General features: G+C 38.7%; 14 protein-coding genes. 5 read left to right on the top strand and 9 right to left on the bottom strand.

Annotated elements, in window-relative coordinates; genetic code table 11:
• Positions 1 to 330 precede the first annotated feature (330 nt).
• From L990_RS06390 to L990_RS06380, 3 genes are all read right to left on the bottom strand, one after another.
• Positions 331 to 1,710, bottom strand: coding sequence for a hypothetical protein (locus L990_RS06390; RefSeq protein ID WP_047446638.1), 1,380 nt, complete (start codon positions 1,708 to 1,710; stop codon positions 331 to 333).
• A gap of 169 nt (positions 1,711 to 1,879) precedes the next feature.
• Positions 1,880 to 2,458 carry a hypothetical protein gene (locus L990_RS06385; RefSeq protein ID WP_047446636.1) on the bottom strand — a complete coding sequence of 193 codons (579 nt, stop codon included), beginning with the start codon at positions 2,456 to 2,458 and terminating at the stop codon, positions 1,880 to 1,882.
• On the bottom strand, positions 2,451 to 2,789 hold the full coding sequence (locus L990_RS06380) for a hypothetical protein (protein WP_047446634.1): 339 nt from the start codon (positions 2,787 to 2,789) through the stop codon (positions 2,451 to 2,453). The genes L990_RS06385 and L990_RS06380 overlap by 8 nt, the downstream gene beginning before the upstream one ends.
• Before the next feature lie 186 nt (positions 2,790 to 2,975).
• Here L990_RS06380 and L990_RS06375 point away from each other — a divergent pair, with 186 nt between their 5' ends.
• On the top strand, positions 2,976 to 3,575 hold the full coding sequence (locus tag L990_RS06375; protein WP_047446633.1) for a hypothetical protein: 600 nt from the start codon (positions 2,976 to 2,978) through the stop codon (positions 3,573 to 3,575).
• A gap of 376 nt (positions 3,576 to 3,951) precedes the next feature.
• Here L990_RS06375 and L990_RS06365 read toward each other — a convergent pair whose 3' ends face one another.
• Together L990_RS06365 and L990_RS06360 are read right to left on the bottom strand one after the other, a co-directional pair.
• Positions 3,952 to 4,815 (bottom strand): hypothetical protein, encoded by an 864-nt coding sequence (locus L990_RS06365; protein ID WP_047446628.1) that lies wholly within the window; start codon positions 4,813 to 4,815, stop codon positions 3,952 to 3,954.
• 279 nt (positions 4,816 to 5,094) lie between these two features.
• Positions 5,095 to 5,484 carry a DUF6591 domain-containing protein gene (locus tag L990_RS06360; protein WP_052180796.1) on the bottom strand — a complete coding sequence of 130 codons (390 nt, stop codon included), beginning with the start codon at positions 5,482 to 5,484 and terminating at the stop codon, positions 5,095 to 5,097.
• 160 nt (positions 5,485 to 5,644) lie between these two features.
• Between L990_RS06360 and L990_RS06355 the strand changes: the two genes are divergently transcribed.
• Complete coding sequence (locus L990_RS06355) at positions 5,645 to 5,836, top strand: helix-turn-helix domain-containing protein (protein WP_052180800.1); 192 nt, start codon at positions 5,645 to 5,647, stop codon at positions 5,834 to 5,836.
• Between the two features lie 189 nt (positions 5,837 to 6,025).
• Positions 6,026 to 6,277, top strand: a complete 252-nt coding sequence (locus L990_RS06350) for a hypothetical protein (protein WP_047446624.1) — start codon at positions 6,026 to 6,028, stop codon at positions 6,275 to 6,277.
• A 41-nt stretch (positions 6,278 to 6,318) separates the two neighbouring features.
• Here L990_RS06350 and L990_RS19910 read toward each other — a convergent pair whose 3' ends face one another.
• From L990_RS19910 to L990_RS06345, 3 genes are read right to left on the bottom strand one after another with little or no spacing between them, the layout of a single operon-like run.
• Positions 6,319 to 6,489, bottom strand: a complete 171-nt coding sequence (locus L990_RS19910) for a hypothetical protein (protein ID WP_156121392.1) — start codon at positions 6,487 to 6,489, stop codon at positions 6,319 to 6,321.
• A gap of 26 nt (positions 6,490 to 6,515) precedes the next feature.
• Positions 6,516 to 6,644, bottom strand: a complete 129-nt coding sequence (locus L990_RS20510; RefSeq protein ID WP_262480644.1) for a hypothetical protein — start codon at positions 6,642 to 6,644, stop codon at positions 6,516 to 6,518.
• A 60-nt stretch (positions 6,645 to 6,704) separates the two neighbouring features.
• Positions 6,705 to 7,931: a site-specific integrase gene (locus tag L990_RS06345; protein WP_047446623.1), complete on the bottom strand. Its 1,227-nt coding sequence runs from the start codon at positions 7,929 to 7,931 to the stop codon at positions 6,705 to 6,707.
• Between the two features lie 769 nt (positions 7,932 to 8,700).
• Between L990_RS06345 and L990_RS20200 the strand changes: the two genes are divergently transcribed.
• Both L990_RS20200 and L990_RS06340 read left to right on the top strand, forming a co-directional pair.
• Positions 8,701 to 8,994, top strand: coding sequence for a hypothetical protein (locus L990_RS20200; RefSeq protein ID WP_197057248.1), 294 nt, complete (start codon positions 8,701 to 8,703; stop codon positions 8,992 to 8,994).
• On the top strand, positions 8,978 to 9,652 hold the full coding sequence (locus tag L990_RS06340) for an ATP-binding cassette domain-containing protein (RefSeq protein WP_047446621.1): 675 nt from the start codon (positions 8,978 to 8,980) through the stop codon (positions 9,650 to 9,652). The genes L990_RS20200 and L990_RS06340 overlap by 17 nt, the downstream gene beginning before the upstream one ends.
• Positions 9,653 to 9,743: 91 nt before the next feature.
• Here the strand turns inward: L990_RS06340 and L990_RS06335 are convergent, their stop codons facing one another.
• Positions 9,744 to 11,048 (bottom strand): HlyD family secretion protein, encoded by a 1,305-nt coding sequence (locus tag L990_RS06335; RefSeq protein ID WP_156121390.1) that lies wholly within the window; start codon positions 11,046 to 11,048, stop codon positions 9,744 to 9,746.
• Position 11,049 lies beyond the last annotated feature (1 nt).

Below are 11,049 nucleotides of genomic sequence, written 5' to 3'. Positions count from 1 at the left end.
TGATTCAGTATTACCGTAGGCGAGCTATAGCCTTATTAGGAGCAGCTTCAGGTAAATCAATTCAAGAAACCGTAGCACCCTACTCATTGGGGACATTCCAACTTCAAGCAGCGGGGTTGTAATGAGCGCAATCCACACAACGTCAGCTAGATCCTGCATGTTAGCAGCCCAATGGGATAGCACTACAGCGCAAGCAGGACGTCTAGCTTGGCTATTGTCCTGCTTGATTATCCCGAATACTTTTAAGAACCTTCTTGTAGATAAGTCATTGAGGGCTCATTTATTAGCGGAGCATGAGGTTTTTGCTGCTGCTCCAATCTGCTAATCCTCTTATTCTATGCATACATTTTTTAAATTGAGAAAGTCCAAGTAGTAGTCAGTTCGATCGTCCTCATCATAATCGGTGAAGTCGTCAAAGCCGTGAAAATTTTTCAAGGTTCTAAAGTCTTCAATGTTATCTAGGGTGTTCAAGCGATCTATAACTCTCTTCTTATGATGTCCATACGAGCCAAATTTCATATAATCATGGCTTTTGCACAGGCTTAAATCGTAGTCTAAAGCATCTGTTAGTAGGAGAGTGGATAATTGGTTGATCCATTCTGGCCATCCGCACTTGAATAGCAGCTCTAGCACATCAGGCCTGCAGGCCTCCATTTCGTCGTCTTCATATTCCTCATCCTCATCCTCATATTCTTCATAATCTTCATAATCCTCCTCGTACAGGTCTTCTCGGTAGCTGCTATACTCCATCCTATTCGCAAATACAGGAGCATTAGACCTACTTGCTTCAAGATATACCTTTGCCATTGCATTCAGCTCCGAGCGCATCCAACCGCTATCGTAATCAATACCTAGCGACTCCATGGTAGTCACTTTCCCATTGGCATCTTCTAGTCCGATAAGCATGAAATCATGATAAAGAAAACCAGATTCGACATTGGGACAGCTCTCCTTGTAATCCAACTTCTTAGTTTCGGCAGCAAGTAGCAGGTTCTCTGAAAGCTTACAGGTTTGAAAACAATTGTCGAGGCGCATTCTGGCGGCTCTTAGCTCGTTCAGGTTGGGGTTGGTGGCTCTGATGCGGTAGTTCTCAATAAAGGAGTCAAGAAATGGCTCATCAGACTGACCTCTTACTATTAGCTGTTTCCAACGATGCAGGACACAATCTATAACAATACGAGAGTCTTTGGCTGCCCCAACCCAAATTGCATCAAACTTCTTGAGGACGGACTGATGCCTGTAATCGGTGAATCGTAGTAGCTTCTTGTTCGTTTCCTCAATTATACTCTGCAGCTGATCATACTTACGCTTCCCGCTGAGGGTACTGTAGTTGTTAAACTCATTCCTATCGATAACCTTATTGATGAAAAGGTAGCATTGGGAAAGGAAGCCCATTGCGCTGGTGGGGTCTTTTTTGATCCTCCTCACCACCGCTTCAATTCGCGAACTCTCCCCAATTCCGAAGTAGCGCTCGGCGCACGAGTTGCAGATCTCAAGCTCGTTGAAGTTGTACCTGTTTCTTAGCACCGTAATGTTTCGGACTTCTCTAGGGCTGCACGGGCAGGCCTTATAGCCCGAAGTATTATAGAAGTACTTGTCCATATCCCACTCTTCCTTGGCCTCCTTCCAGTTGTCGGATTTGCTAAGGGATGTAACCGCGTTCACCAGCTGAGCTGGGGGGGTGTTGGGCGTTTTTTTAATTTCTGGCATTGCTTAATCTTTTTAAAAATATTAGTGACTTGGTTAAAAAGGCGAAGGGGGAGTCTGCACCAATTGCAGCTGATGCATCCATCGTGTTTAGTCCCCTTCGTCCTTGCATTAGGCTCGGTTGAGCCTAACGGTTGAGGGTGAGCTGCGGCTCGTACCTCCATTCCGTCGGTTAGTAGCGGAGACGCTCCCGTCGCGTCCTTTGGGGAAAGGGGTTCATGAAGGAAGGTAGGGTAATGCTCCGCCCCTCCGGAATCCTGCTCCGAATAAGTTTCAAAAACTGATAGTTTACAAACCTTACGAATCCAACCTGTTTGGGCGAGAGTATGCGGTTGTGCAAGCGTTGAACGCCAACGCTTAAGATGTCTCTATAAATCCGAATCTGCCCTGCGTCTATGAGCTTCTCCTCAAGGCAGAGCTGGAGGGCTTCCGGTGGCAGGGTTATCTCAAGCACCAGCCGGGCGTGCAAGTAGGCGTCGATCAGCGCCTTCCCGTTTAGGTCTGGCAGGTGGTGCATGCAGCACATGCCGCCATCCAATTTGGCGCCGTTGATCTGGTTGAGCAGGATGACGGTGGACGTGCGGTACTGATACCCACAGGGACACGGCTCCCCATCCTCCTCGGTGTAAAATGCGTGCCACTTCCACTCCTTCCGGGCTGCACTCAGCTCCTTAGCCTCGCTGTGCTGAACGAGGCGCTCGTTAAACGCCTGCTCCCTGGCCGCCTGATCTGCCATGATTTGTCTATTCATTGCTTTTCGTGTTAATGTATTTACCCGCTTGTCGTTGTGCTGATTTTACAACGACGCTTATCGCCATATCCTGGCTGCAAAAGGGATCGGTGATTTGGCCTTCACACCAGCTGCTCAATTCGGGGGTGCTGAATACCAGCCGTTCACCAGCCTTTCGGAAGGGAATCAATTTTTGGGCCGTCAGCTTGTAGAGCTTGGACTTGCTCATCGGGATGCCTCTCTTCCTGACGAAGCTGATGGCTTCGATAGTGTTCAGGGCAACCCTATCTTTTATACCTCCTAGATGCTTGCTTTCGGAGCGTGGCATTAAACTGTTATCTTTGCTTTCCATAGTAGTGTTGTTAAAATTAACAATTGTCAATTGTTTTGTTTTGTCAGTTGTTCTAGAACTTTGACACGACAAAACTACTATCTATTGCATTCTATAACAAGCAAATAGATTGACTTGTAGCTGACATCAGCTGACAAGTTTTGACAGGCTTAGATAGTTTTTCACGTATTAAAAAGGGATGAGGTAATGGAGGAAAATCTGCTGAATTTAATGAAGCAACTAAAGGGTGAGCTCGAGGAATACTTTAGCATAACCATCGATTCTGAGGCTGCTTATAGCATGTTGGCCAGCAAGGTAAGCGAAAGAACGGCTGAAAGCTTTTCTGCAAGATCGGTAGATCGAGCGTTTAAATACAACGGGGAGAACACAGAGCCCTCTTTAAAAACTAGAAACAACCTTGTTTTACTCTTGAACTATGAAAGTTGGTACGCCTATAGCAACAGGGGGTACAACATATATGAGAAGGATGAACTCTTTCATCCCGATGACATTACGGTTGGATTTCTCAAGCCGGGGGAATATGTTGTATTGGGATGGCGTCCTACCTACTACTGTGTAGCTAGGTATATGGGGAACTGTACGTTCAAAATTGAAAAGGCGAAGAATATGAAGCTGAAGCTAGGGAGCGTATTTAGAGCCGTTAGGTTTGATGTAGCGAGCATGCCACAGCCTGCCACAGGAACCTCTCCAACCTTTGGGTATAAGCTTCTGCCTAGCATCCTAGCTTATCAAGACGATAGCACCTTTTATGAGCTGGAGGATTGCTGTAATGTAGAGGTTCTTTAGGAGCCAAAATGGTATCTTTCAAAGTAGAAAAATCCCATACTCCCCTAATTAGTTGATGGAGTATAGGACTCTGCTGGAGCAGCAATTCTGCTACTTTATCGTATCGGTAGCTGCGTTTGTTCGCTTCGTTTGTAGCTCAGCAAACCTGCTCATTTATTCGATAGGGAGGGTTGTGCTTGTATCCTGCAGTTTCTCGCCAAGTTCGTTGGCCTTATCCATCATGGTTGGATATTCAGAAACTGCATACATTTCGCTGTCTTTTATGAGCCTATAATATTCAAGAATTATAAAAAGGAGAGGCTGTTCGAACAAACGAGCAGCCTCCCCTTTTTAATTTCCAATTCATGCAAGCAACTACATTCTGCAAGATGTAAGCCTAAAACGTAATCGTTGTGGGCTCAAGAAACGTATCGTTTACCGTGATTGAAAACGACTGACTAGGGGGAGTTGTGATTCCATCAAATAGCTTGCCTTTAAGAATTATCTTCTTGTTCTTTACGCAGGTAACATTAGAAACCTTCTTTGCTGCGATAACTTTATTGTCCGCATCGTAGGCCCTAATGTTGACTATCAGAGGATCTATTGTATTTAAAATAAAAGTGCCTAATGTAAAGTTGGTAGTACCAACATCAGCTGTTCCCACTACTTTTTCAATATTAACGAATCCGTTACGGCCTGGCTCACCACCTCCTAATAAGAAAAAAGATCCACTTTCGTTTTCAATATTAAGGACAATTTTCTTTGCATTGGATGGAATCGCATCGGTAATGACAGTCTCCAAATATGAAACAATACGATCAAGGACAATGTTTTGAGATATATTCTCTTTATCAACCTTGATAGTTAATTGTTTATAGAAAGAATCACAAGTTTTTCCATAAACATTGGCACAATCCTTATTGGTATCATCACTTATATTGGGTGTATCCTTAGTACCCAAAATAATGATCGTATAAGTTCCACTGCTAAGTTGGTCAGCAATTACGCCAAAATTTGTATCAGAACTTTTCTGAGATATTCTGTTCACTTTTACCCCGCTACTATTGTAAACAATGTATTCGAGATAACCTATCGATGTACTCAATGACTTCGCATATGAAATGTCGGTTATCTCTTGCGAAAATGGAGAGACGGTAAACTTTACCTCGTGTTTCAAATCAGTTGGCTTAGGTGCATCGTCTTTTGAGCAGCTGGAAAGAAGTAGGCATGCTGAGAGTATGCCCAGAACAAATTTTTTCATATAAAAGATTTTTTAAGTAATTTGATAGCAAATCTTGCTATCTAGAGTAAAATTAAAGCACGAAACTAGGCCGCATTTGCAATGCCCCTAGCACAAGCAGCGATCATATACCGCCATAAAACGAAAAGCAGACGCTTGGTAGAAAAGGGGCTGCTATTTGCTTATAAGGTAGAAATGTTCTTCAGGGAAAAAGTACTTGACCTTTTTCTTTAATAGCGATCCCCATACAAAAGAATAGCATCTTGTTGTGTGGGGATTATTATTGGGGCAGTAATTATGCTACTTCATCATTTCGGTAGCTGCATTGGTCAGTTTAGTTTGTAGCTCAGTAAACCTGCTCATCTGTTCGGTAGTAAGGGTTGTGCTTGCATTCTGCAGTTTCTCGCCAAGTTCGTTGGCCTTATCCATCATGGCTGGATATTCAGAAACTGCGGACATGTCACCCGCATTTGCTTTTTTCATTAGCTTAATGTATTGGTCAATATACTCTTCGTAGCTGTTGAGTACATCATCCCAATTTTCACTGCTTGCTGTCTCAGCTGTTGTCTCTGTGCCGGTCAAACTTGTAGTTGTTGCTGTATCAGCGCTTTCTTTTGTTTCCTTACTTCCACATGATGCTACCAAAAGAATGGCTGAAAATGCCAATACTGCTAATGTAATTTTTTTCATATCAAAATGATTTTTTGAGAATTTCAATAGCAAATATAATACACATACATGTAAGTGCGATTGAGAATGGCGATTTTTTATCATTGGATTGGTAAAAAAATATATCCAATTGAAAACTAAGATAGAACAGTACGTTATTGATGCTGTGAAAACTAAGCGCATGAAAGAGAAGATGTCACAGGCAACGCTAGCATTCTGCTTAAATGTTTCAAAAGGATTTATAGGGGATGTAGAGAATCCAAAAATGCGAGCAAAGTACAACCTCAACCATATCAACGAGCTGGCAAAAGTATTCAACTGCTCACCAAAAGAATTCCTTCCCGACAACTTTCTTGAAGAAGACGCTCTTTAGCGAAAAATCATCAACCCTGCTGCATAAGTTATTAGTACCTCGTAGGTTCGCTGGAAATCTACGTTGCTTATGGTGCTTGAATGTGCTGTGCGGATATCGCTTGATGAGTTGCTAAGGGGATGCCGTCTCAATGCCGAATGGCTCGTAAGGGTCATCCCATCATTTAGGACGCTTGTAAGGAGCCTCAAAATGAAGCCTAGACAGGCCATAATCTGGCTGGTGGTGCACGAGATGGGTAAGGATAAGGCTGAGGCTGAGGGTATTTCGTTGAGAGATATAGCCTCCTTTTCTGATTCTTCACTGGCTGAGGTTTTTGGCTTTGCCGAAGAGTTCAGGTGGCTTGATCGACGAGGGTACATTGTAGAGGTTGGATTGCATAAGCAGCCGCTATCTCAAAAGCGGTATAGGAGTGAGAAGAACATTAATGAACTAATCTTGTAACTAGGTTCTGTATTGGGACTGAAATAAAGAAAGGATGCCTGTTAGCATCCTTTTCTTTTCAGTCTGAAAATTAGGTCATCTACTTGAACGATTATCTTACCAATGGCTCGCATGGTGTTGGGGTCGTCGGCGCATTGCTCGTTAAGCGTAGCTGCTACCCTGCTTAAGGCCTCCAATGCTTCTTGAGCCTTTTTCTTGTCCATCTTCTTCATTTTGACTCTTTATTGAGCTGTTGGAACTATAGCAGGTCAAGCACTTCCTCCACGAATCGCTTATTATCTTCATGCTCCTTTTTAAGCATTTCGAATTCGATTTCTTCCTCAAAGTTTTCAATATTGGCAATGATGTACTCTACAAATCCTTTCATAGTCAGCTTGCTTGTTGTTACGTCACTATTGACAACCTATATATCCTATATTTACATGTTCTACAGGGAGAATTGGGTTAAAAGAGCCGCATTTTTAATGCGTTCTTCCCGCTCAAAGCTGGCCAGGTAGGATTCTGTTGTCTTAAGGTCGGTATGCCCAAGAGATTCGCTAATGTAGGCGATGTTTGCTCCTGAGCGCTTAAGAATGGTCGCGTAGCTGTGACGTGCTGCATAGGTTGTAATCTTACCGATGCCCAATTCTTCACCTATAAGCTTCATGCGCTTGTTGATACGCTTGATTAGATCCTCTATGATTGTTTTCTGCTCTAATGGACTTTCATTTCCTTTAAGGTAAGGAAAGATGTAGCTGTCAGGTTTTGGCTTATTACCCCATTTATCTATAATGCGTTGGATATCATCTGTGATAACAACCTTTATTTCTCGTCTTGTCTTTGCCGTTCGGGAAGTTTTCTGGCGTACAAAGCAAATCTCCCCGTTGATGATGTTGGAAAAATGGAGTTTAGCCAAGTCTGTAATGTTGATGCCGTTGCATAGGTAGCTCATTACCCATAGGTCGCGATACCTCATTGTTGTTTCATTCTCGCTGTAGTATTCGAATATGTCCTTAATTTGTTCCATGGAGAGCGCCTTCTTGTGAGCTTCACCGGTCTTAATTTCAAACTTTCCTTTTCCAAATGGGTATTGGGCTTCCTTAATGATTCCAGCTCGCTTGGCATCATTCAGGATGGTTCTAAGGTTGCGAAAATGGATGCCTATAGTTGTATAGTTTTTGTTCTTAAGCCATTCCTGTTCACAGCGCTTTAACCATGAAATGCTTATGGAACTAAATTGAATGTTTTTACCAGCGAATCGCTCAACTAGAACAAGTGTATTTTCATAAGTGCGCATGCTGCCAATGCGTCCTTCATTTTTAAGCATTTCAATCTTAGCTCGAATGGCAGTATTTACAGTATCACCTGTTCCACGGCCAAGCCTTAGGTTCAAGAGATCGACAGAGAATTCCCCCCTTTCAACCATGTACTCGACATTTTTACGGACAAGGGAAAAGCTGGATTCGATCTCCTCTTTCAGCTTTTTCGCTGCTGCTGTTTTGCTGGTTGGCAGTTTCTCCCATTCTTCCTTGGAGATGCTTCTTCCAATGGAGTAGTATTCTCGTTGGCGCTTAATATTTACCCGAATCTTTATAGGGTACTCATCTCTAGCATTTGGCTTACGGGTGTCAAGCATGGAGGAGACGGTGATCCCGTCTTTCGAATACGAAAACATGTTGCTAAGGATTATCCCAGCTGCGGAGTTGCCGCTGGAAGCATTATATCCTAAAAATTCGGGATGATTAAGCTGCTTGACGAGGTTTGAACGAAATTTTCAATAGCAGATTGAATAAATAGTGCATTATAGTGCATTATAGTGCATTATATGACGACATTTAAATGTGTAAAACAATAAACACAATAAATAGTGCTTTTAAATGCACTTTGTGTTGAAATTGGTAAGGATACAGATGAATTCTTTGAAAAGAACCAAAAGCGAATGTCTATTTCGGGAGCGCAGGACGAATTCTCTTTATTGCTCGATAAAACCAAGTTACAGCTTTATATTATATATACTAAAACAATTCAATGAGTAGGGAAAATACCGATCAGGTGTCAGCAAACGAGCATCTAAACATGGAAATAGCGAAATAGTAATCGCTTGACATTCTTTTTTTGACTAACAAAGGTGTTGTTTTGTTTGTTAATATGTGTTTTTTTTAATTAAAAACTAATTCGATTAATAAAATAACGTATTTATTGTAGGATAACCTGATTCTTATAAGACATATTGATGTAGAACTACTATGAGATTGATTTGTTTATTATTGTTAATATTGTCAATTTGAGTTGTGATTTAGTTACATTTGAATCATATTTAATTTGTAGGCATCTTGTTGTATTAGTTTTTAATGTGAAAAACTCAACTAGATATAACCTTATTGTAATTAATGTAGTACTGTGTGTTTAACATAAATTGGTTGTGGTTAAAAAATGGACGAATAATGGATAAGTTAAGATTTTACTTGGAATTCCATAAAAGCACATTAGTATTATCTTGGGTGTTTTCAGTCGCAGTGTCAATTGTTACTTTGAGTTTCATTGTTATGTTAATAGCATCCATGAGTGCTGGGCCAATTATCGGTTTTTTGTATAAAGAAATGTCACATAAAAATGAATACTATTTTTATGCTAATAATGGAATATCTAAAATTAGTTTAATATTAGTAAGTTTTTTTTTGCATGTTTTTTTAGGCGTTTTTTTATTGTTAATATATTTGTATGAAAAGCATTCTTGAAATAGACAGTGTTACAAAATCATTTGGAGATAACAAAATCATTACAGATGTTTATCTGAGATGTGAATCAAATGATATAATTGGGATTCTAGGTAAGAATGGAAGTGGTAAATCTACTCTATTTAAAATATTATTTGGTACATTATCTGCTGATAACAAATTTATAAAAATTGATGGTAAAATATATGACCAACCATATAAATCTAAAAATATTCTGACATATCTTCCCCAAAAAACATTTCTTCCTAGCCATCTAAGATTGAATAGTCTAATTGAACTGTGCTTTGGAAAATATGCTGTAGATGTTTTTTTGAACGATGATGTGCTATATAAATTAAAACAAAGCAAAGTATATAATTTGTCTGGAGGAGAATTGAGGTATTTAGAAGTGAAAATAGTGTTATTTATTAAATCTAAATTTGCAATACTGGATGAGCCTTTTAGCAATATGTCTCCAATTTTAATAGATGAATTAAAAAAGATAATCATAGAAAAATCTAAAATTAAAGGTATAATATTGGCTGATCACGACTATGAAAATGTCTTTAGTGTTGCGAATAAATATTATTTTATGTCTAACGGAAGTGTCGAGTTGATAAAAGATAAATTTGATTTTGTGAATAAAGGGTACATATCTCATTCAAAATTTATTTTATAATTGGATTTGTTTGTATATTGTTATCGATATTGTGTAAATAAAATAAATTAATGTGGATTTTTTTTATTTAAATTTGTGAATTGTAAAAATTTTACATGCGTTCTGTCCATATTCTTTTTAGAGGCATAAGAATTCTTTCAAGTAATGATAGATCATTAATTATTATGTCTGCATTTGCTCTCATTTCTGGAAGAAACGGTAAATCTATATTGTATGAAGTCTTTAATCCATTTGGAAATATTATTTTTACAATATAGAATTTATTTTTTGTTGGAACAATAGAAATACTATTAACAACCCCTCTGACTATTCCATATTCATTATCAGGAAAATTATAAAATCTAACATTAACTTTTTGGCCAATTTTTACTTTACCAGAGCGTGATAGGTATATTTGACTTTCTCCTATTATTGATTTTCTTTTATCAGGTATAATATTAAAAATTAAATCACCTGAAGTTACTTGCTTATTTTTAACCCAGCAATTTGTAAAATTAACATTTCCATTTATAGGAGAAATAAATACATAATTTTGCTCCCATAATTTAATTTCAGAACGTAGTTCCGCCGAATGTATTTTAATCTTATTTAATAACAGATTATTCTTCTCGATATTATCACATTTTGTTTCAAAAATATTTTCTTTCATTTGGGATATTTGTATTGCCGCATTTTGAATTGTCGACTGCATATTTGAAATAGAAACACTATTCTGGAGCAGTTCATATTTACTATTTTCTAACTCTTCAGAAGATATTACCCCTTGATTATTCAAGATGGAATCTCTTATATGCTTATTTTTCTTTAAATTAAATTGTTCATAAATATTTTCTTTTTGTTGAATTGCATTTTTGTATAAATCTTCATACAGATGAATTTTGTTATTAATATAAGATATTTTTTGATTATGGTATCGGAGCCGTTTGAATTCATAATATTCACTTATAGAGTGATATAGATTTGAATATAATGACTGCATCGATCCTAGATTTAAGTCTACAGGAGGGAGGTTGAATTTGTTGATATTTTGATTTAGTAAATCTAAATATTCTTTTATAAATATAACATCTTTTATTGTTGCATAATTTTCTATTATTGATAGATACTCTCCTTTTTTTACATATTGCTTATCAACAACTCTAACATCTAATAATCGTCCAGAAACTTTTGCCGTTAGTGCAATAGATGGATTCATGCTCGTAAGCGTCATCGAAGTCGATATTATATCAGGATATTTAAATACTGCGCTCCCAACAATAATAGAGATAACAATTAGAGCAATAAGAGTAATTCCTCTTCGTAATATCGAAGATGGAATACTTCCTATAATATTTTGCAATTCTTCCCTGTTAAAATCTTCTGTGGAATCTGTGCCCTTTATTTCTTTGTCTTCCATT

Source organism: Alistipes sp. ZOR0009, from assembly GCF_000798815.1.
Taxonomy (GTDB): domain Bacteria; phylum Bacteroidota; class Bacteroidia; order Bacteroidales; family ZOR0009; genus Acetobacteroides.
This window is presented reverse-complemented; position numbering and strand designations above follow the sequence as displayed.

What these genes read in the sequence shown, in the direction of transcription:
- L990_RS06350 (WP_047446624.1), top strand. Translation starts at nt 6,026, where the DNA reads ATGAAGCCTAGACAGGCCATAATCTGGCTGGTGGTGCACGAGATGGGT.
- L990_RS20200 (WP_197057248.1), top strand. Translation starts at nt 8,701, where the DNA reads ATGGATAAGTTAAGATTTTACTTGGAATTCCATAAAAGCACATTAGTA.
- L990_RS06390 (WP_047446638.1), bottom strand. Translation starts at nt 1,710, where the DNA reads ATGCCAGAAATTAAAAAAACGCCCAACACCCCCCCAGCTCAGCTGGTG.
- L990_RS06385 (WP_047446636.1), bottom strand. Translation starts at nt 2,458, where the DNA reads ATGAATAGACAAATCATGGCAGATCAGGCGGCCAGGGAGCAGGCGTTT.
- L990_RS06365 (WP_047446628.1), bottom strand. Translation starts at nt 4,815, where the DNA reads ATGAAAAAATTTGTTCTGGGCATACTCTCAGCATGCCTACTTCTTTCC.
- L990_RS06340 (WP_047446621.1), top strand. Translation starts at nt 8,978, where the DNA reads ATGAAAAGCATTCTTGAAATAGACAGTGTTACAAAATCATTTGGAGAT.
- L990_RS20510 (WP_262480644.1), bottom strand. Translation starts at nt 6,644, where the DNA reads ATGAAAGGATTTGTAGAGTACATCATTGCCAATATTGAAAACTTTGAG.
- L990_RS06335 (WP_156121390.1), bottom strand. Translation starts at nt 11,048, where the DNA reads ATGGAAGACAAAGAAATAAAGGGCACAGATTCCACAGAAGATTTTAAC.
- L990_RS06355 (WP_052180800.1), top strand. Translation starts at nt 5,645, where the DNA reads ATGAAAGAGAAGATGTCACAGGCAACGCTAGCATTCTGCTTAAATGTT.
- L990_RS06375 (WP_047446633.1), top strand. Translation starts at nt 2,976, where the DNA reads ATGGAGGAAAATCTGCTGAATTTAATGAAGCAACTAAAGGGTGAGCTC.
- L990_RS06360 (WP_052180796.1), bottom strand. Translation starts at nt 5,484, where the DNA reads ATGAAAAAAATTACATTAGCAGTATTGGCATTTTCAGCCATTCTTTTG.
- L990_RS19910 (WP_156121392.1), bottom strand. Translation starts at nt 6,489, where the DNA reads ATGAAGAAGATGGACAAGAAAAAGGCTCAAGAAGCATTGGAGGCCTTA.
- L990_RS06380 (WP_047446634.1), bottom strand. Translation starts at nt 2,789, where the DNA reads ATGGAAAGCAAAGATAACAGTTTAATGCCACGCTCCGAAAGCAAGCAT.
- L990_RS06345 (WP_047446623.1), bottom strand. Translation starts at nt 7,931, where the DNA reads ATGTTTTCGTATTCGAAAGACGGGATCACCGTCTCCTCCATGCTTGAC.